We start from the raw sequence: 19681 nt of genomic DNA on the forward strand, positions 1-19681 counted from the left end.
GCGCCAGCGCGGCCAGCGCGGCGGCCCGGCGGCGGTGCGGGCCCGCCGGGCGGGGCCCGGCGGCGCGACGGAGCGCCCGGGACGGCAGCGGCAGCTTCATCGGTCGCCCTTCGCGTCGTCGGCGGCGTCGGCGTTTGCCGTTCCCTCGCCGTCCGTCAGCCGGGAGGCGTCCATCGGCAGCCGCAGGGTGAAGACCGCCCCGCCCTCCTCGGAGTTGGCGGCGGTGATCTCCCCGCCGTGGATGTGCGCGTTCTCCAGCGCGATCGACAGGCCCAGACCGCTGCCCTCCGAGCGCGGCCGGGACGCGCTGGCCTTGTAGAAGCGGTCGAAGACGTGCGGCAGGACCTCCTCGGGGATGCCGGGGCCGTGGTCGCGCACCCGGATCAGCAGGTCCTCGCCCGCCGGCGCGGCCTCGGTGCGTACGGACACCCGTACCGGAGAGCCGCCGTGCTTGAGCGCGTTGCCGATCAGGTTGGCCAGGATCACGTCCAGGCGGCGCGGGTCCAGGCGGGCCACGATGCCGCGCTCGGCGTCCAGTTCGACCGCGTCCAGCCAGGCGCGGGCGTCGATGCAGGCGGTGACCTGGTCGGCGACGTCCACGTCGTCCAGGACCAGGCGGGCGGTTCCCGCGTCGAAGCGGGTGACCTCCATGAGGTTCTCCACCAGGTCGTTCAGCCGCCGGGTCTCGCTGACCACCAGCTGCACCGCGGGCGCGATCATCGGGTCCAGGGAGTCCTGCTCCTCCTCCAGCACGTCGGTCACCGCGGTGATCGCCGTCAGGGGCGTGCGCAGCTCGTGCGACATGTCGGCGACGAAGCGCCGCGAGGACGCCTCGCGCCCGCTCAGCTCCGCCACCCGCTGCTCCAGGCGCTCGGCCGTACTGTTGAACGTCCGTGACAGTTCCGCCAGTTCGTCGGTCCCGGTCACCCGCAGCCGGGTGTCCAGCTTGCCCTCGCCCAGCGCGCGGGCCGCGTGGCCCAGGCGCTGCACGGGCCGCAGCACCGTCGTCGCGGCGGCCTGGGCCAGCAGCGCGGAGCCCACCAGCGCCAGCGCGGTGGCGATCCCCAGCGACCAGGCCAGGGAGTTGAGGTCGGCGCGCTCGGTGGCCAGCGACTTGGCCATGTAGCCGGTCGGGCCGCCGCCGATCACCTTGGCGCCCGCGACGAGATAGGGGGTGCCGCCGATCTCCTTGCGCTGCCAGTACAGGTGGTACGGGTACGGGTTGGCCTCGTCCACCTTGCGCCGCTCGTTGACCGCCTTGCGCAGCGACGCGGGCACGGTGCTGAGCGTGAGCACGTCGTTGTCGGTGGTCACCGCGCAGTCCTTGCCCTCGTTGTCCACCCCGATCAGCAGCACGGTGTAGTTCTGCGGGCCCTTGGCCATCTGCTGCGCGGCGGTCTTGAGTTCGCTGCAGCGCGGCCGCAGCGGCATCGAACGCGTGTGGTCCTCAAGGGACTTGGTGAAGTCCTTCAGGGCGGCGTTCTGGGTGCGGTCCAGCACGGCGTTGCGGTTGAGCCAGTACGCGATGCCCGAGGCGGAGACCGCCGCGGTCAGCGCTACCAGCGCGAAGACGATGACGAGCCGCAGGCGCAGGCTGCCCATGCGCGGCAGCATGGAGGCCCAGCCGCTCAGCCGGCCGGTGCGTCGGGTCACTGCGGCGTGTCCAGCCGGTAGCCGACACCACGGACCGTACGGATCAGGGTCGGGGAGGACGGCACGTCCTCGACCTTCGCGCGCAGCCGCTGGACACAGGCGTCCACCAGGCGCGAGTCACCGAGGTAGTCGTGCTCCCACACCAGCCGCAGCAGCTGCTGGCGGGACAGCGCCTGGCCGGGGCGGCGGCTGAGCTCCAGCAGCAACCGCAGCTCGGTGGGGGTCAGTTGGAGGTCCTCGCCGTTCTTGGTGACGGTCATGGCCGACCTGTCGATGACCAGCGAACCAAAGGTCGCCGAGTCGTTGGACTCGCGCTCCCCGCGGCGCAGCACGGCCCGGATGCGGGCGTCCAGCACCCGGCCCTGGACCGGCTTGACGACATAGTCGTCCGCCCCCGACTCCAGCCCGACCACCACGTCGATGTCGTCGTTTCGGGCGGTGAGCAGGATGATGGGCAGTTGGTCCGTACGACGAATGCGCCGGCACACCTCGAAACCGTCGATGCCCGGCAGCATCACATCCAGCACGATCAGGTCGGGCCGCTGCTCCCGCAGGAGCTTGAGGCCGTCCTCGCCCGTCGCCGCGGTCACCACACGGTGACCCTGGCGTGACAGGGAGAGTTCGAGGGCCGTGCGGATGGCGTCGTCGTCCTCGATCAGCAACAGGAAAGGCACATCGGCCATTCTGGCCCATGCCGCGCCAGGAGTACGACCGACGGAGCTGGGCCACACACCCGTACGCCTCCCGGGGCCCCGGGCCCGGTCCCGGCCGGCCCCGCCCGGCCCTTGCGGCACCGGCCTGTCACTCGCCACCCGGCCCTGTGACAGGCCTGTGACAGTCGACGGACAACGCGATGAAACTGCTCGGGCAGGATTTTGCTCATCAACGAACCGACCAGGCTCAACCGACGGGGGGCGCGAGATGAACACACTGCACGGCACCACCAACAGCGCAGTTATCACGCGTCTCCATGACGTGGTGCGGGCCTCTGAGAAGTCCGGTGTCGTGAGCGGGCGGGGGTGCGCTCGCGGCACCGGACGTCATCGGCCGCCGTACATGGTGGCGATCGACGCCCTGGGGGAGACCTCCAGGGGGAACGACGGGGGGCACGGGGGAAAGAACGGGGGGTCGCCGTACGGGGAGGCCACCGGGGAGCGGAGCTGCACGTCGGAGCCGGAGAGCGCCGAAGCGGCGTTCACCGCCTACGTCCAGGAGCGCCGCGCCTCCCTGTACGCGACTGCCTTTCACCTGACCGGTGACCGCCACGAGGCCGAGGACCTGCTGCAGAGCGCGCTGTTCTCGACCTACCGGGCCTGGGACCGGATCACCGACAAGGCGGCCGTGGGCGGCTATCTGCGCCGCACGATGACCAACCTGCACATCAGTGCGTGGCGTCGGCGCAAGCTCAACGAATACCCGACCGAGGAACTGCCCGAGACGGTGGGCGAGGCGGACGCGATGCGCGGCACCGAGCTGCGCGCCGTGCTCTGGCAGGCGCTGGCGCGGCTGCCCGAGACGCAGCGCACCATGCTCGTACTGCGCTACTACGAGGGCCGTACGGACCCGGAGATCGCGGACATTCTCAACATCAGCGTCGGCACGGTGAAGTCGAGCATCTGGCGCTCGCTGCGCCGGCTGCGCGACGACGAGGTGCTCGCCTTCGGCCGCGACGAGCAGGAGTCCTTCGGCGAGCTCGTGGCCTGAGGGTGGGGGTCAGCAAGAAAACGGGGGGACTTACGGGGGACACGGGGGAAGGGAGCGGGGCCGGGCGGCCGGGGGGTCTGCCCGACTCCGCTCCTTTGTGTGTGCGGACCGTACGGCTACGGGTGCGCCCTCACTGTGCCCGTACGGTGATCACCGGCTCGTGGCGCACCGGGAAGTTCACCGAGTTCGCGATGAAGCACTTGGCGTGCGCCTCTTCGTGCAGGACACGGGCCCGGTGCACCAGATCCTCGGAGGCCACCTCCACCTGCGGGCGCAGCACCACCTCGGTGAAGCGCCCGCCGCCCTTGCCGTCCTCGGCCATCGTGCCCTGCGCCGCGTCCGTATAGGCGGTGACCGCCAGGCCCGCCAGGGAGCACAGCGCCAGATACGAGAGCATGTGGCACTGCGCGAGCGAGGCGAGCAGCAGCTGCTCGGGGTTCCAGCGGTCCGTCGTGCCGCGGAAGGCGGCGTCCGCGGTGCCCAGGAGCGGGGGCGGGCCGTCGGCGCTCACCTCGTGATCGCGGCCGTAGGAGCGGTAGTCGGCGGTTCCCGAGCCGGTGTTGCCGGTCCAGGTGATCCGGGTCTCGTAGCGGTGCTGCCTGGGCATGCGTCCCCTCCTCGCGGGCCGGGAGCGGGCCGGTGTGCCCGCCCGCCGTCAGGTGCGCAGGGGAGCGGCTTCCCCCGGACATCCCGGAAGGTCCGCCCCCGTGGCTCCCGCGGAGGATATCCGGGCGTCGATACGGGCCAGCGCCTCGGGCCTGGCACACGGATGGGCGCCGAGCGCGGTCTGGCGGGCCACGACGCCGCGCTCGGCGCGCAGCAGCCGCAGACCGCGGCGCAGCAGGTACAGCACGGGCTTGCGGCCCTCGCGCAGATCGCGCGCCAGGCGCCGCCGGAAGGTGGTCACCGGGCGCCCGGACAGGCACAGCGCGTCGGCGAGCAGCCCCGCCTCGCGGCACAGCGCGGTGAGATCGGCGGCGAAGATGCCCTCGGCGACGAACAGCGGCGCTTTGCCGAGGTCGAGCGGGCGCTGGCCGGTGACCGAGCTGGTGGCGATGGAGTAGACGGGGACGGTGGTGCGGCCCGTACGGCACAGCGCGTCGATCGCGGCGAGGGCGGCCGTGGCGTCCCACGACAGCGGGGAGTCCCAGTCGGCGCCGCCGCCGTCCGGGAGCTGCGGCAGCGTCGGGTCGGTGCCCTCCTTGTAGAAGTCGTCCAGGTTGAGCACGGGCAGGCCCGTACGGGCGGCGAGCGAGGACTTGCCGGAGCCGGAGGGGCCGGTCAGCAGGACGACACGGGCGGTGGGGCCGGCGGGGGCGGCAGGGGAGCCGCCCGCGGCGAGGGGCGCGGCGAGGGTGTCGGTGGGGACACCGGCGGGGGACTGGGAGCTCACGGGGAACCATTGTCGGGCATGGCGCCGTGCGGGGGACCCCGGCGTGCGCGGTGGATCGGGCCGCGGCGCCTCAACTACGCTACGCACGCGGCCGATTACGCACCATCGCCCGCTGCTCACGCACCGAACCCACGAACCACAGGCAGGTGACGGATGGCCTCTCACGCACGTCCCAGGAAGAGCCGCGTCGCAGGCGGTCTGATGCGCGCAGGGCTGGCGGTCTCGGCGGCCGGCGCCGCGCTCGCGGCCGGTGGCGCGGCGAGCGCCCACGCGGCCGTCGCCGGGACCTCCTCCGACCTCGCGCTGAGCACGCCCATCGGCGACCTGGACACCGGCGGACCGGCCGGCGCGGGCCACGCGGTCACCGAGGCCCTGCGCCAGTCGGCGGCCGGCACCGTCAACCCCGCCAAGAACCTCCGCCTGGACCCCCTCGCCGGCACCGGCGTCGACCCCCTGTCCAACTCCGTGGGCACCCAGATCGCCGACTTCAAGCCGCTCAGCAGCGCCACCGCCACGGGCCCCCTCTCCCGTGGCGACTCCCTGGGCGAACTCCCCGTGACGGGCCCGGCGCTGAGCCTGCTGCCGGACTGAGGGTCGTGCGGCCGCGCGGCCGTGCGGACAAAAAAGCCCCGCCTCCCGGATGCGTACCGGGAGACGGGGCTTTCGGGGGTCCGGGGCCGGGTCAGTAGCCGCCGCCGGAGCCGCCCACGGGCTCGGTGGTGTGCCAGACCGTCTTCGTCTCCAGGAAGGCGGTGAGGCGGGAGGTGCCCGGGTCGGCAAAGAAGTCCACAGGCTGTGGACGCAGGACGCGCTTGAGGTTGTCGGCCGCCGCGATCTCCAGGTCGCGGGCCAGGTCGGCGTCCGCGCCCGTCAGGTCGATGGCGTTGACGTCCTGGTGCGCGGCGAGCGGGGCCGCGATCTCGGCGGTCTTTCCGGAGAGGAGGTTGACCACGCCGCCCGGGACGTCGGAGGTGGCCAGCACCTCGCCGAGCGAGAGCGCGGGCAGCGGGGCCTTCTCGGAGGCGATCACGACGGCCGTGTTGCCCGTCGCGATGACCGGGGCGAGGACGGAGACCAGGCCCAGGAAGGACGAGTCCTGCGGGGCCAGGACGGCCACCACGCCCGTCGGCTCCGGCGTCGAGAGGTTGAAGAACGGGCCCGCGACCGGGTTGGCCCCGCCCACGACCTGGCCGATCTTGTCGGTCCAGCCCGCGTACCAGACCCAGCGGTCGATCGCCGCGTCGACCTGGGCGGCGGCCTTGGACTTGGAGATGCCCTCCGCGTCCGCCACTTCCCCTACGAACTGGTCCTTGCGGCCCTCCAGCATCTCCGCGACGCGGTAGAGGACCTGGCCGCGGTTGTACGCGGTCGCGCCCGACCAGCCGCCGAACGCCTTGCGCGCGGCGACGACCGCGTCCCGGGCGTCCTTGCGGGAGGAGAGGGGAGCGTTGGCCAGCCACTTGCCCTTGCTGTCCTGCACTTCGTACACCCGGCCGCTCTCGGAGCGGGGGAACTTGCCCCCGACGTACAGCTTGTAGGTCTTCAGGACGCTGAGACGGTCAGACATTGAGGTACGCCTCCAGGCCGTGGCGACCGCCCTCGCGGCCGAAGCCCGACTCCTTGTAGCCGCCGAACGGCGAGGTGGGGTCGAACTTGTTGAACGTGTTGGACCAGATGACGCCCGCGCGCAGCTTGCCGGCGACGGCCAGGATGCGCGAGCCCTTCTCCGACCAGATGCCCGCCGAGAGGCCGTACTGCGTGTTGTTGGCCTTGGCGACCGCCTCGTCGGGCGTACGGAAGGACAGCACCGACAGGACCGGGCCGAAGATCTCGTCGCGGGCGATGGTGTGCGCCTGGGTGACGTTGGTGAAGAGCGTCGGGGCGAACCAGTAGCCGGAGGTGGGCAGTTCGCAGGCGGGGGACCAGCGCTCGGCGCCCTCGGCCTCGCCCGTCTCGGCGAGCGCGGTGATACGGGCCAGCTGCTCGGCGGAGTTGATGGCGCCGATGTCGGTGTTCTTGTCCAGCGGGTCGCCCAGGCGCAGCGTGGACAGGCGCCGCTTGAGAGCGTCCAGCAGCTCGTCCTGGACCGACTCCTGGACCAGCAGGCGCGAGCCCGCGCAGCAGACCTGGCCCTGGTTGAAGAAGATGCCCGTGACGATGCCCTCGACGGCCTGGTCGATGGGGGCGTCGTCGAAGACGATGTTGGCGCCCTTGCCGCCCAGCTCCAGGGTGAGCTTCTTGTCCGTGCCCGCGACCGTGCGCGCGATCTCCTTGCCGACGGCCGTGGAGCCGGTGAAGGCGACCTTGTCGACGTCCGGGTGGGCGGTCAGGGCCGCGCCCGCGTCCCCGTACCCGGGAAGGATGTTGACGACGCCCTTGGGCAGGCCCGCCTGGCGGCAGATGTCGGCGAAGAAGAGCGCGGACAGCGGGGTCGTCTCGGCGGGCTTGAGGACCACGGTGTTGCCGGTGGCCAGCGCCGGGGCGATCTTCCACGCGAGCATCAACAGCGGGAAGTTCCACGGGATGACCTGGCCGGCGACGCCGAGTGGCGCCGGGTTGGGGCCGAAGCCCGCGTGGTCGAGCTTGTCGGCCCAGCCCGCGTAGTAGAAGAAGTGCGCGGCGACCAGGGGGAGGTCCGCGTCGCGGGTCTCCTTGATCGGCTTGCCGTTGTCCAGGGTCTCCAGGACGGCCAGCTCGCGGCTGCGCTCCTGGATGATCCGGGCGATCCGGAAGAGGTACTTGGCACGCTCGGAACCGGGCAGCGCCGACCACTTCTCGAAGGCCTTGCGGGCGGCCTTGACCGCGCGGTCCACGTCCTCGGCGCTCGCCCGCGCGACCTCGGAGAGGACTTCCTCGGAGGAAGGGGAGACGGTCTTGAAGACCTTGCCGTCGGAGGCCTCGGTGAACTCGCCGTCGATGAACAGGCCGTAGGACGGCGCGATGTCGACGACCGAGCGGGACTCGGGCGCCGGTGCGTACTCGAAGATGCTGGCGGTGTTGACGGTGTTGGTCATGGTCAGTCCACCGTGACGTAGTCGGGGCCGGAGTAGCGGCCGGTGCTGAGCTTCTGGCGCTGCATCAGCAGGTCGTTGAGGAGGCTGGAGGCGCCGAAGCGGAACCAGTCGGCGCTCAGCCAGTCCTCGCCCAGCGTCTCGTTGACCATCACCAGGTACTTGACGGCGTCCTTGGTCGTACGGATACCGCCGGCCGGCTTCACCCCGACCTGTACCCCGGTGGCGGCGCGGAAGTCGCGCACGGCCTCCAGCATCAGCAGCGTGACGGGCGGGGTGGCGTTCACGGCCACCTTGCCGGTGGAGGTCTTGATGAAGTCGGCGCCCGCGAGCATCGCCAGCCAGGAGACCCGGCGCACGTTGTCGTACGTCTTCAGCTCGCCGGTCTCGAAGATGACCTTGAGGCGGGCCGCGCTGCCGTCCGCGCGCCGGCAGGCCTCCTTGACCTGCTTGATCTCTTCGAAGACCTGGAGGTAGCGGCCGGAGAGGAAGGCGCCGCGGTCGATCACCATGTCGATCTCGTCGGCGCCGGCCGCGACCGCGTCACGGGTGTCGGCGAGCTTGACCGGCAGCGCGGCCCGGCCCGCCGGGAAGGCGGTGGCCACGGAGGCGACGCGGATGCCGGAGTCGCCCAGCGCATCCTTGGCGGTCGCCACCATGTCGGGGTAGACGCAGATGGCCGCGACCTGCGGGGAGGTGCGGTCGAGGGGGTCCGGGTGGACGCCCTTGGCGCACAGCGCCCGGACCTTGCCCGGGGTGTCCGCGCCTTCGAGCGTCGTCAGGTCGATCATCGAGATGGCCAGGTCGATGGCGTGCGCCTTGGCCGTGGTCTTGATCGAGCGGGTGCCGAGGGCGGCGGCGCGGGCCTGGAGCCCCACCGCGTCGACGCCGGGGAGTCCGTGCAGGAAGCGGCGCAGCGCACCGTCGTCGGCGGTCACGTCCGCCATCGACGCCAGGCGTTCCGCGGCGTCGTTGCCGGGTGCGGGTACTGCCGTGAAGGCTTTGGGCATGGTCACGAGGGGAGCATATCTACGCGCGTAGCATCCTGTCATCCCCTTGGGAGAAAAGACCTGCGGGCTTCACGGAGCGGGCCGGGAGGCGGGCAGTACGGCCCGTACCCCTACCTTCGGCACGGCGGCTCGGACGGCCGCGCTCGCGCGCGAATGATGCCGTAACGCAATGTCCGGCATCCGGACGGTCAGGCACAATCGGCTCCATGACGAGCCCGGACTCCTCCTCCCCGCCGCAGCAGCAGCACGCCGAGCGCAGTTACCGCTCGCCCGCCGCCATCGTCGGCGGAGTGCTGCTGCTCCTGCTCGGCGCCTGGCTCGGCGGCGACGCGCTGATCCGGGGCGAGGGCCGTACGAAGCTGCTGGCGCTGGCCGGGCTGCTGTGCTTCGTACCGCTGGCGGTCGCCTACACCGTGCGGCCCGTGGTGCGGGCCGGCGAGGACCGTCTGACGGTGCGCAACCCCTTCCGTACGATCACGCTGCCCTGGGCGGCGGTGGAGGACCTGCGCGCGTCCTTCTCCAGCGAGGTCTTCGCGGGCGGCGGCAAGTACCAGCTGTGGGCCGTCCCGGTCTCGCTGCGGCAGCGCAAGAAGGCCAACCGGCAGGCCGCCAGGTCCGCCGACCGGGCCGCCAAGAACCAGTTCGGGGTGCACTCGGACGCGGGCCCCGCGCCGCGCGCCACCGCCGACCGGACCCTGGACGAACTGCGCGAGCTCCAGGAGCGCTGCGCCGGGCGCGAGGGCGCACAGGGCCCCGTGGTGGTGCGGTGGGCCTACGAGATCATCGCGCCGTGCGTGGTGGGCGCGGTGGCGCTGGCGGTGCTGCTCGCCCTGTGAGGGCCCGGGTCCCGGCCGGGCCCTACGGCGCTCCCGTGTAGACCAGCGCCATGTACGCCCCGAAGTACGCCGAGCCCACGGCCGCGCCGCCCAGCACCAGCACTGCGATACGCCGCCGCGCGCGGGCGATCGCCAGGGCCAGGGGGAGCAGCAGCGGGAAGCCGGGGAGCAGGAAGCGGGCGCGCGGGAAGTAGACGCCGCCGCTGCCCAGCACGATGGCCAGCAGGACGCCGCTGAAGACCAGCAGCGGCAGCGGCTGGCGGTCGGCCAGGCACAGCAGGTAGAGGACCACCGACGCGATCAGCACCAGCGAGACGACCACGAGGAAGAGCTGCGGGCGGGACTGGTAGGTGAGGGTGGCGCGCAGCGAGCGCAGCGTCTCCACGCCCCCGTCCCACTGGTTGCGCCACTTCTTCTGGACCGCGAAGTAGCCGTCGGCGCGCCCCAGCCGCAGGCCCACCCAGCCCACGTACCCGAGCCATCCCAGCGGGGCGAGCGCGCAGCCCGCCGCGATGCGCCACGTGCGGGCGCGCGGCGGGGCCGTACCGCGCAGGCGCCAGAGGGTGACCAGGGCGGTGACGGACACCGCGGCGGCGATGGCCAGGCCGGTGGGGCGGGTGAGCCCGGCGAGCAGGGACAGGGCGCCCGCCCACAGCCAGCGGCCGCTCAGCACGGCGTACAGGGACCACGCGACCAGGGCCGTGAACAGGGACTCGGTGTAGCCCATCCACTGCACCAGGGCGACCGGGGCACTGCCCCACAGCAGGGTGAGCACGGTGCCCACGCGGCGCCCGTACAGCCTCTCGCCGACCGCGAAGATCCCCCAGGCGGCGAGGAAGGAGCAGCCGACGGCGACCAGCAGGCCGATGGTGGCGCGCGAGCCCGGCGTGACGCCCGCCACCGCCTTGACGATCACCGGGTAGAGCGGGAAGAAGGCCAGGTTGTTCTCGTGGTAGCCGCGGGGGCTCAGGGCGCTCTCGTAGCCGTGGTCGGCGATGCCCAGGTACCAGCCGGAGTCCCACTGGGTGGCGAGGACCGGCCACAGCCCGTGGTGCTTGAGGTGGGCCCACTTCATCAGGACCAGCGCGCCCAGCAGCCGGATCGCGGTGTAGCCGAGCAGGGCGGGGGCCGCGCGGCGCAGCGCGGCGGCGAGCAGCTGCCGCGGGCCCGGCGGCGAAAGGGGCGGTGCCGGTGCGGCGGCGGCCGTGGGGAGCGCGGTGGTGGGCACTGCGGCAACTCCTGGAGCCAAGGGGCGCGTTGTGCGTTCCGGCTCCAGGTTTGCTCGCGGGCGCGCGCAGGGCCGCCGGGAGCTGCGACAGGTGCAGTAGGCCTGTCACCCGTACGGGAACGGGCCCCAAGACGGTAAGTCCCAGGGCCCGCTGTGCCGTACTCGGCTCAGATGCCGGCCGCCGCCGACAGATCGGCCTTGACCGCGGCCAGTGCCTCGGCCGCCTTCGTACGGGCCGCGCCCAGCTCGGCCGCGGAGCCGACCGGGACGACGACCTCCAGGTAGCACTTGAGCTTGGGCTCGGTACCGCTGGGGCGGACCACCACCCGGCCCGACTCCACGCCGGTCTCCTGCGAGCCCGCCAGGTAGTAGCGCAGGCCGTCGGTCGGCGGCAGCGCCTGCGTCCCCTGCGCCAGGTCGTCGGAGGAGGACACCGCCAGGCCCGCCAGCGCCGTCGGCGGCTGCTCGCGCAGCCGCTTCATGGCGGCGGCGATCAGGCCCAGGTCCTGGACGCGCACGGAGAGCTGGTCGGTGGCGTGCAGACCGAACTCCAGGGCGAGGTCGTCCAGGAGGTCGGTGAGCGTGCGGCCGGACTGCTTGAGCTCGGCGGCCAGCTCGGTGATCAGCAGGGCGGCGGTGATGCCGTCCTTGTCGCGGACGCCCTCGGGGTCCACGCAGTAGCCCAGCGCCTCCTCGTAGGCGTAGCGCAGGCCGTCCACCCGGGCCAGCCACTTGAAGCCGGTCAGGGTCTCCTCGTACGGCAGCGAGGCGGCGGCCGCGATCCGCGACATCAGCGAGGACGACACGATCGTGGTCGCGAAGGTGCCGCCTTCTCCCTGACGGGCGCGTTCCTTGCTGACCAGGTGCGCGGCCAGCAGCGCGCCCACCTCGTCGCCGCGCAGCATGCGCCAGCCGTCCTTGGTACCGGGGGCCGGGACGGCCACGGCGCAGCGGTCCGCGTCCGGGTCGTTGGCGATGACGATGTCCGGGCCGACCGAGCGGGCGGTGGCGAAGGACAGGTCCATCGCCCCCGGCTCCTCCGGGTTGGGGAAGGCGACGGTGGGGAAGTCCGGGTCCGGCTCGGCCTGTTCGGCGACCACCGTCGGGGCCGGGAAACCGGCCCGCGCGAAGGCGGCGACCAGCACATCGCGCCCCACGCCGTGCATCGGCGTGTAGACGACCTGGGTGTCGCGCGGCGAGCCCGGGGTGAGCACGGCGTCCGTACGCGCCAGGTAGGCCTCCAGGACCTCCTCGCCCAGGGTCTCCCAGCCGCTCTCGGGGCGCGGCACGTCGTTCAGGGAGGCCACCGCGGCGATCCGCTCGGCGATCTCGCCGTCCGCGGGCGGCACGATCTGCGAGCCGTCGCCCAGGTAGACCTTGTAGCCGTTGTCGCGCGGCGGGTTGTGGCTGGCGGTGACCTCGACACCGGCCACGGCGCCCAGGTGCCTGATGGCGAAGGCCAGCACGGGGGTCGGCAGCGGGCGCGGCAGCACGGCGGCGCGCAGCCCCGCGCCGACCATCACGGCCGCGGTGTCGCGGGCGAAGTCGGCGCTCTTGTAGCGCGCGTCGTAGCCGATGACGACCAGGCCGTCTCCCTGGCCCTGGTCCTTCAGGTAGGCGGCGAGCCCGGCTGCCGCCCGGATGACGACGGAACGGTTCATCCGCATCGGTCCTGCGCCCAGCTCACCGCGCAGCCCCGCGGTGCCGAACTGGAGGGTCCCGGCGAAGCGGCCGCCGAGCTCCTCGACGTCCTCGGCCTCGATGAGCTTGGCCAGCTCGTCCCGGGTCTCCGGGTCCGGGTCCTCCGACAGCCAGGCCCGTGCCTGTGCGATCAGTTCCTGCTGCACGGTGGGTTCCACCTCTCGCGTGCTCTCGCGTGGTCACAATGCGCTGCTGCGCGGGGTCACTTCCCCGGCCGCGGCCCGGCGATACCCGGCGCGGTCGGGATCGGGCCACGGCCCGGCGTACGCGGGGCGCGGCCTTGAGCCGCGCCCGCCCGCAGGGCCGCCCACGGGCACGGCCGGTGTGTCTGCCCCACAGGCGGTGGCGCGTACCTCCCGTACGCACCCGACCTGCGGGACCCACGCACCGGCCGGGTCCGTCGCCCGTCAGAGCTTGCCGAGCACCTGGCCCAGCAGGCTGCCCATCCGGGTCGCGGAGTCGCGGCCGGCCTGCAGCACCTCTTCGTGGTTGAGCGGCTCGCCGGTCATGCCCGCGGCGAGGTTGGTCACCAGCGAGAGGCCCAGCACCTCGGCGCCGGCCTCGCGGGCCGCGATGGCCTCCAGGACCGTCGACATGCCGACCAGGTCCGCGCCCATGGTGCGCAGCATCTTGATCTCGGCGGGGGTCTCGTAGTGCGGCCCGGGGAGCTGGGCGTACACGCCCTCCTCCAGCGTCGCGTCGACCTCCTTGCACAGCGCGCGCAGCCGCGGCGAGTACAGGTCGGTGAGGTCGACGAAGTTGGCGCCGGCGATGGGGGAGGTCGCGGTCAGGTTGAGGTGGTCGCTGATCAGGACCGGCTGACCGGGGCGCATGCCCTCGCGCAGACCGCCGCAGCCGTTGGTGAGCACGACGGTCTTGCAGCCGGCGGCGACGGCGGTACGCACGCCGTGCGCGACGGCGGCCACACCGCGGCCCTCGTAGAAGTGCGTACGGCCCAGGAAGACCAGGGCGCGCTTCTCACCGACGGTGTACGAGCGGATCTTGCCGCCGTGGCCGGCGACGGCGGGGGGCGGGAAGCCGGGCAGCTCGGTGACCGGGAACTCGTGCTCGGGCGCGCCGAGGGAGTCCGCGGCCGGAGCCCAGCCCGAGCCCATGACCAGGGCGACGTCGTGGGTCTCGGCGCCGGTCAGCTCGCGCAGACGGGCGGCGGCGGCGTCGGCGGCACCCTGCGGGTCGCGGGCGATGTCCGAAGTAGCAGATGCGTTCACGCGGACGAGGGTAGCGGGTAATCGCCTACGCGCGTAGATGTCGCTGCCGACGGCGTCGTGACGATCGCGTTGTGGCTTCCTACGGGCGAGGCGCCGCGGGCCCCGTCAGTCGGTGATGACGATGTCCTTGTCGTTGAAGATCTCGACGATGAAAATCAGCAGCCGGCCCAGGCTGATGGAGTACTCGACCATGACGTTCTGGGTGAGCCGCACGGTGCGGTCGTCGCCCGTGGAACTTATCGCGCGCGACGCCGGCAGGAAGGGGTCACGGGCCAGTACGGCGATGCCCTTGTCGAACGCGACGCGCTGCTGGTCGTCGAGCCGGTCGCGGGCCGTCGCGGCCTGCTCGGTGAAGTAGACCTGGTACGTACGCGAGCCGGTCATGGGGATCTCCCCTTCGTGCATCGATCCTGCCCGGATTCTATGAGGCCGGGTGACCTCAGCAGGGCCGTTTGCGCAGTTCCATCACATAGTCGTGCGGGGCGCCCGCGGACTCCGCCGCATCCGCGATCTCGCCCAGGTAGCGGGCCGAGGGCAGGCCGCCCTCGTAGCCGTTCAGGACGTACACCCAGGCGGCCTCGTCGCCGTCCAGGGTGTGCACCCGCACCCGCATCCGGCGGTAGATGTCCAGGCCCACGCCCTCCCAGCGGTCCATGGACTCCTCGTCCATGGGGGCGATGTCGTACAGGGCCACGAAGACCTGGGAGCGGGGGGCCTCCACGATCGTGGCCAGGGCGCCCTCCCAGCCCATCTGCTCGCCGCCGAAGGTCAGCCGCCAGCCGTTCAGCCAGCCCGTGCCGCGCAGCGGCGAGTGCGGTGCGCGGCGGGTCATCAGCCGCGCGTCGAGGTTGCCGGCGTACGCGGCGTAGAGCGACATGGCTCCGAGGGTACGGGAGGTTCCCCGGGCGCCTCTTGGTACGCACGGTTCGTACAGACGCCCCCAAGGGGAATGCCGCACGGGCGTGCGGGACAATGGAGTACGTGACTCGGATCGTGATCATCGGTGGCGGACCCGGCGGATACGAGGCGGCCCTGGTGGCAGCCTCTCTCGGCGCGGAGGTGACCGTCGTCGACTGCGACGGTCTGGGCGGAGCGTCGGTGCTGACCGACTGCGTGCCGTCGAAGACTCTTATCGCGACGGCCGAGGTGATGACGACCTTCGACTCCTCGTACGAAGAGCTCGGCATCATCGTGGCGGACGACACGCCGCACGTGGAGCAGGCGGCGCGGGTGGTCGGTGTGGACCTGGGCAAGGTCAACCGGCGGGTGAAGCGGCTCGCGCTGGCGCAGTCGCACGACATCACGGCGTCGGTGACCCGCGCGGGCGGCAAGGTGATGCGCGGCCGCGGGCGGCTGGAGCCGGGGCAGGCGCCGGACGGCTCGCGCAAGGTGACCGTGCGGGCGGCCGACGGCAGCGAGCAGACGCTGACCGCGGACGCCGTGCTGGTGGCCACCGGCGCGCACCCGCGCGAGATCCCGGACGCGCTGCCCGACGGCGAGCGCATCCTGAACTGGACGCAGGTCTACGACCTGGAGGAGCTCCCCGAGGAGCTCATCGTGGTCGGCTCGGGTGTCACCGGCGCCGAGTTCGCCGGCGCGTACCAGGCGCTGGGCTCGCGGGTCACCCTCGTCTCCTCGCGCGACCGGGTGCTGCCGGGCGAGGACCCGGACGCCGCGGCCGTCCTGGAGGACGTCTTCAGGCGGCGCGGCATGAACGTCATGGCGCGCTCGCGCGCCCAGTCGGCCAAGCGGGTCGGCGACCGCGTCGAGGTGACCCTCGCGGACGGCCGTACGATCTCCGGCACGCACTGCCTGATGGCGGTCGGCTCCATCCCCAACACCGAGGGGATCGGCCTGGAGGAGGCCGGGGTCAAGCTGAAGGACTCCGGGCACATCTGGACCGACAAGGTCTCGCGCACCTCCGCCCCCGGCGTGTACGCCGCCGGTGACTGCACGGGCGTCTTCGCGCTCGCCTCCGTCGCCGCGATGCAGGGCCGGATCGCGATGTACCACTTCCTGGGCGACGCGGTCGCGCCGCTCAACCTCAAGACGGTCTCCGCCAACGTTTTCACCGACCCCGAGATCGCCACCGTCGGCTACTCGCAGGCGGACGTGGACAACGGCACGATCGACGCACGGGTGGTCAAGCTGCCGCTGCTGCGCAACCCGCGCGCCAAGATGCAGGGCATCCGCGACGGCTTCGTGAAGCTGTTCTGCCGTCCCGGAACGGGCATCGTGGTCGGCGGTGTGGTCGTGGCGCCGCGCGCCAGCGAACTGATTCATCCGATTTCGATCGCGGTCGACAACAATCTGACCGTCGAGCAGATCGCCAGCGCGTTCACGGTCTACCCCTCGCTGTCCGGGTCGATCGCCGAGGTGGCGCGGCAGCTGCACACCCGCAAGACCTCCAGCGAGTAGGCGGGCCGGCGGGCCGCCTTTCGGGCCCGGCGAGCGGATGTACGGGAGGCGCACGCCCGCGCGGGCGGCGCCTCCGGCATATACCACGCGGTGAACGACGTGGCGAACAACTTCCGTTAATTGGTGCAACCTGCTGAAAACAGACGGTCGTTGGCGTTACTGTCAGTTTCGTGTTCGCTGCAGAACGTCGCCAATTGATCCTTGAAATGGTGCGTGCGAACGGAGCGGTTTCGCTCCGTGAGCTCGCCCGCGTCGTCCAGACCTCCGAAGTGACCGTACGGAGAGACGTGCGGGCGCTGGAGGCAGAAGGACTCCTCGACCGTCGGCACGGCGGTGCGGTGCTTCCGGGTGGCTTCACCCGGGAGTCCGGCTTTCCGCAGAAATCCCATCTAGCGACCGCTGAGAAGACGGCCATCGCCGATCTGGCGGCGGGCTTCGTCGAAGAGGGCGAAGCCATCGTCGTCGGCGCGGGGACGACCACGCAGGAGCTGGCGCGCCGGCTCGCCCGCGTGCCCGGCCTGACCGTGGTCACCAACTCCCTTCTCGTCGCGCAGGCGTTGGCGCATGCCAACCGCGTCGAGGTCGTGATGACCGGCGGCACCCTGCGCGGTTCCAACTACGCCCTGGTGGGCAGCGGTGCCGAGCAGTCCCTCCAGGGGCTGCGGGTCTCCCGCGCCTTCCTCTCGGGCAGCGGGCTGACCGCCGAGCGCGGCCTGTCCACCTCCAACATGCTCTCCGCCAGCGTCGACCGGGCGCTGGTGCAGGCGGCGGCGGAGGTGGTCGTGCTCGCCGACCACACCAAGCTGGGCACCGACACCATGTTCCAGACGGTCCCCACCGATGTGATCACGCGCCTGGTCACGGACGACCCGCCGGGCCACGACGACCGCGCGGCCACCGAGCTGCAGGCGCTGGCCGACCAGGGCGTGCAGATCTCCGTGGCCAGCGCCTCGGGTGCGGGTCCGGGCCCCGGACAGACGGGCGTGGAGAGCGCTCCGCCGGAGAGGAGAGGGCCCAGGCGGGACATGCCGCTGCCCGCGCCGCGGCGCAACCACCCGCCCTCGGGCGGCGGTTCCGGGCCGCAATTGCGGGCGGCCGCGCCGTTGGGCGATACGCCGGGGCGGGTGGCGGATCTGGCGCCGCGGCGCCGCTGAGCGTCCGCCCTGGATGCGTCGGGTGTCGTCCGCGGGTGCGTCGTGGCTGGTCGCGCCCGCGGCGGAGCCGCACACCGGCGCAGCCCCGCGTCCCTTCGGGGCGCGGGCGGCCGCGCTCAGGGGTCGGCCCGCAGGCCTGTCAGGGTCAACGTCAGCAGGCGGTCGGCCAGTTCGGGGTCGTCGGGGGACTCCTCGACGGCCAGGGCGATGCCGTTGGTCAGCTGCATCAGGTCGCTGATGCTCACGCCGGGGCGTACGGCCCCGGCCTCCTGGGCGCGCTGCAGCAGCCGCCCGCCCGCCTCGCGCATCGGCACGCTGCAGCACGCCATCCCCGAGCTGTCGTCCGTGGAGGCGGCCATCAGGGCCCGCGAGAGCCCCCGGTAGGTGCTGGCGTGCACGATGATGGCGCGCAGCCAGTCCACCAGCGCCCGGCACGGCTCCGGTGACTCGCCCAGCTCCCTGGCCCGGGTCAGCAGCGCGTTGACCTCGCCCTGGAAGACCGCGCCCATCAGCGCCGTCCGGTTGGGGAAGTGCCGGTAGAGGGTGCCGATGCCCACGCCCGCGCGGCGCGCGATGTCCTCCAGCGAGGTGTCCGTGCCGTGCTCGGTGAAGGCGGTACGGGCCTCGGCCAGCAGCCGCTCGTAGTTGCGGCGCGCGTCGGCGCGCATGGGGCGTCCGGAGGCCTGCGCGATCCGGGCGGAAGCCTGCCCGGGCCGCGCCGCGCCCTTCTCGGCCCGTACGGAATCTGCGGCCGCCCGTCCCACGGTCGAGCGCCCCGCCGTCTCGGTCGCCATCGCCGTCCTCCCTGCTGCGTCCTCCGGGGTGCCCCCGGGCCCGGCGGCCCTGTCCCGGCCTGGTGCGTCAAGGATGCCATTGGCCGCGGCGCGGGCCCGCCCCTGGAGCGGATCCGCTCCCCGTGACCGCGGGAGTCGGACACCCCGCCGCTGTACGTACGTATGTCCGAGCCGCTGGGTGACCGGCAGGCGACGTACAGGCGACCCGGCGAGGGCGCGTCTGCGAACAACTCCCCATCCGGGCAACGAGGTTCCCCCACTCGCCATCAAACCTGGCGCAATGAGGTCTTCAGAGACCGCTGTGCCGAACGAGTGATGGGAAATCCGAGGAACGTCATGGGACTGACCAGCCGATCGCTGTTGTACGCCATGATCGCGGTCGCCGTGGTCTGCGTGGGACTCACGCTCTGGCTGTGGCCGCGCTTCGCCGGCCGCGGACCGCTGGCCATATTGGGCCGGCTCGGCTCGATCGCCGCGACCCAGCTGGCGATCGTCGCCGCGCTGGGCCTGGGCGTGAACGCCAACTTCCAGTTCTACGGCTCCTGGCAGGAGCTGCTGGGCAACTACGACGACGCGCCGGGCGCGGTGGACAAGTGGGGCGACAACGGGGCCGCGGGCCCGGCAGGGGACCCCTCCAAGGGCCTCGTACAGGCCTCGGGGCCCGAAGGGCTGGACAAGGTGCACGGCGTCCCCAAGGGGCCGCCGGACAAGAACGGCAAGGTGGAGACCGTACGCATCGTCGGCAAGCGCACCAAGGTCGTGAACCCCTCGTACGTCTATCTGCCGCCGCAGTACTTCCAAAAGCCCTACCAGCGCCAGCGCTTCCCCGTCATGGTCGCGATCAGCGGCTACCCGGGCGGCATCTTCCTGCTCGGCCAGCACCTGCGCATCCCGGAGACCGCGAGCAAGCTGATCGCCCAGGGCAAGATGCCGCCGACCGTCATCGTGATGCTGCGGCCCACCATCGCGCCGCCGCGCGACACCCAGTGCGTGGACGTGCCGGGCGGGCCGCAGGCCGAGACCTTCTTCGCCAAGGACCTGCCCGACGCCCTCAAGTCGCACTACCGCGTCGGGCACGGCGCGGGCTCCTGGGGCGTGCTGGGCTACTCCTCCGGCGGCAGCTGCTCCCTCCAGCTGGCGATGCGCCACCCCGGCGTCTACACCTCGGCCGCGGCCCTGTCGCCCGAGTTCAAGGTCAGCAACGACGCCACGACCGGCAACCTGTTCGGCGACGACAAGGACCGCGGCCGGCGCAAGCAGAGCCACGACCTGATGTGGCGGCTGAAGAACCTGCCCGTGCCGCCGGTGAACGTGCTGATCGGCACGAGCCGGGAGGGGGAGGGCAACTTCCCCAAGGCCAAGGCGTTCATGGAGGCGGTCAAGCCGCCGATGAAGGCGGACGCGATCGTGCTGGACCGCGGCAGCCACAACTTCGCCACCTGGCGGCGCGAACTGCCCGCCGCGCTGCAGTGGATGGGCAAGTCGCTCACCTTCCCGCAGGACGTGGTGGGCACCTCCTGAGACGGTACGCACGAGGGGCGCCCCGCCTC

19 protein-coding genes are annotated in these 19681 nt (G+C 72.4%); 6 read left to right on the plus strand and 13 right to left on the minus strand.

Annotated elements, in window-relative coordinates; genetic code table 11:
• Positions 1-96: 96 nt before the first annotated feature.
• Positions 97-1614, minus strand: coding sequence for an ATP-binding protein (locus AC4IJH_RS40580; protein WP_490857057.1), 1518 nt, complete (start codon positions 1612-1614; stop codon positions 97-99).
• A 35-nt stretch (positions 1615-1649) separates the two neighbouring features.
• Positions 1650-2327, minus strand: a complete 678-nt coding sequence (gene afsQ1, locus AC4IJH_RS40585) for a two-component system response regulator AfsQ1 (RefSeq protein WP_490857058.1) — start codon at positions 2325-2327, stop codon at positions 1650-1652.
• 247 nt (positions 2328-2574) lie between these two features.
• Here afsQ1 and AC4IJH_RS40590 point away from each other — a divergent pair, with 247 nt between their 5' ends.
• Positions 2575-3357 carry a SigE family RNA polymerase sigma factor gene (locus AC4IJH_RS40590; RefSeq protein ID WP_490857041.1) on the plus strand — a complete coding sequence of 261 codons (783 nt, stop codon included), beginning with the start codon at positions 2575-2577 and terminating at the stop codon, positions 3355-3357.
• A gap of 130 nt (positions 3358-3487) precedes the next feature.
• On the opposite strand, the gene AC4IJH_RS40595 is transcribed toward AC4IJH_RS40590, so the two are convergent.
• Complete coding sequence (locus tag AC4IJH_RS40595; protein WP_490857042.1) at positions 3488-3964, minus strand: OsmC family protein; 477 nt, start codon at positions 3962-3964, stop codon at positions 3488-3490.
• Positions 3965-4012: 48 nt separating this feature from the next.
• Positions 4013-4750 carry an ATP-binding protein gene (locus AC4IJH_RS40600; RefSeq protein ID WP_490857043.1) on the minus strand — a complete coding sequence of 246 codons (738 nt, stop codon included), beginning with the start codon at positions 4748-4750 and terminating at the stop codon, positions 4013-4015.
• 201 nt (positions 4751-4951) lie between these two features.
• On the opposite strand from AC4IJH_RS40600, the gene AC4IJH_RS40605 reads away from it, so the two are divergent.
• Positions 4952-5341 carry a hypothetical protein gene (locus AC4IJH_RS40605; RefSeq protein WP_490857044.1) on the plus strand — a complete coding sequence of 130 codons (390 nt, stop codon included), beginning with the start codon at positions 4952-4954 and terminating at the stop codon, positions 5339-5341.
• 91 nt (positions 5342-5432) lie between these two features.
• Here the strand turns inward: AC4IJH_RS40605 and AC4IJH_RS40610 are convergent, their stop codons facing one another.
• Genes AC4IJH_RS40610 through deoC form a run of 3 tightly spaced genes read right to left on the minus strand, consistent with a single transcriptional unit; the run spans position 5433 to position 8777 of the window.
• Complete coding sequence (locus AC4IJH_RS40610; RefSeq protein ID WP_490857045.1) at positions 5433-6317, minus strand: aldehyde dehydrogenase family protein; 885 nt, start codon at positions 6315-6317, stop codon at positions 5433-5435.
• Entirely contained in the window at positions 6310-7764 is a 1455-nt protein-coding gene (locus AC4IJH_RS40615) for an aldehyde dehydrogenase family protein (RefSeq protein WP_490857046.1), read from the minus strand. The genes AC4IJH_RS40610 and AC4IJH_RS40615 overlap by 8 nt, the downstream gene beginning before the upstream one ends.
• 2 nt (positions 7765-7766) lie before the next feature.
• Positions 7767-8777: a deoxyribose-phosphate aldolase gene (gene deoC, locus AC4IJH_RS40620; RefSeq protein ID WP_490857047.1), complete on the minus strand. Its 1011-nt coding sequence runs from the start codon at positions 8775-8777 to the stop codon at positions 7767-7769.
• Positions 8778-8977: 200 nt separating this feature from the next.
• Between deoC and AC4IJH_RS40625 the strand changes: the two genes are divergently transcribed.
• Positions 8978-9607, plus strand: coding sequence for a PH domain-containing protein (locus tag AC4IJH_RS40625; protein ID WP_490857048.1), 630 nt, complete (start codon positions 8978-8980; stop codon positions 9605-9607).
• Positions 9608-9629: 22 nt separating this feature from the next.
• Here the strand turns inward: AC4IJH_RS40625 and AC4IJH_RS40630 are convergent, their stop codons facing one another.
• The 5 genes from AC4IJH_RS40630 to AC4IJH_RS40650 form a co-directional block, all read right to left on the minus strand.
• Positions 9630-10835 (minus strand): hypothetical protein, encoded by a 1206-nt coding sequence (locus AC4IJH_RS40630; protein ID WP_490857049.1) that lies wholly within the window; start codon positions 10833-10835, stop codon positions 9630-9632.
• Positions 10836-11002: 167 nt separating this feature from the next.
• Positions 11003-12682, minus strand: coding sequence for a phospho-sugar mutase (locus AC4IJH_RS40635; RefSeq protein ID WP_490857050.1), 1680 nt, complete (start codon positions 12680-12682; stop codon positions 11003-11005).
• 261 nt (positions 12683-12943) lie between these two features.
• Positions 12944-13765: a purine-nucleoside phosphorylase gene (locus tag AC4IJH_RS40640; RefSeq protein ID WP_490857051.1), complete on the minus strand. Its 822-nt coding sequence runs from the start codon at positions 13763-13765 to the stop codon at positions 12944-12946.
• Between the two features lie 105 nt (positions 13766-13870).
• The gene (locus AC4IJH_RS40645) at positions 13871-14170 is read right to left on the minus strand and encodes a type II toxin-antitoxin system RelE family toxin (protein WP_490857052.1); all 300 of its coding nucleotides are present in this window, start codon (positions 14168-14170) and stop codon (positions 13871-13873) included.
• 34 nt (positions 14171-14204) lie between these two features.
• Positions 14205-14642 carry a gamma-glutamylcyclotransferase family protein gene (locus tag AC4IJH_RS40650; protein ID WP_490857053.1) on the minus strand — a complete coding sequence of 146 codons (438 nt, stop codon included), beginning with the start codon at positions 14640-14642 and terminating at the stop codon, positions 14205-14207.
• A 95-nt stretch (positions 14643-14737) separates the two neighbouring features.
• Between AC4IJH_RS40650 and AC4IJH_RS40655 the strand changes: the two genes are divergently transcribed.
• Positions 14738-16183 carry an NAD(P)H-quinone dehydrogenase gene (locus tag AC4IJH_RS40655; RefSeq protein ID WP_490857054.1) on the plus strand — a complete coding sequence of 482 codons (1446 nt, stop codon included), beginning with the start codon at positions 14738-14740 and terminating at the stop codon, positions 16181-16183.
• 170 nt (positions 16184-16353) lie between these two features.
• On the plus strand, positions 16354-17337 hold the full coding sequence (locus AC4IJH_RS40660; RefSeq protein ID WP_490857055.1) for a DeoR/GlpR family DNA-binding transcription regulator: 984 nt from the start codon (positions 16354-16356) through the stop codon (positions 17335-17337).
• 116 nt (positions 17338-17453) lie between these two features.
• Here the strand turns inward: AC4IJH_RS40660 and AC4IJH_RS40665 are convergent, their stop codons facing one another.
• Positions 17454-18005, minus strand: a complete 552-nt coding sequence (locus tag AC4IJH_RS40665; RefSeq protein ID WP_490857059.1) for a TetR/AcrR family transcriptional regulator — start codon at positions 18003-18005, stop codon at positions 17454-17456.
• A 462-nt stretch (positions 18006-18467) separates the two neighbouring features.
• On the opposite strand from AC4IJH_RS40665, the gene AC4IJH_RS40670 reads away from it, so the two are divergent.
• Positions 18468-19652 (plus strand): alpha/beta hydrolase, encoded by a 1185-nt coding sequence (locus AC4IJH_RS40670; RefSeq protein ID WP_490857056.1) that lies wholly within the window; start codon positions 18468-18470, stop codon positions 19650-19652.
• The last annotated feature ends 29 nt before the right edge of the window (positions 19653-19681 follow it).

It is taken from the genome of Streptomyces sp. UF-297, from assembly GCF_058245575.1.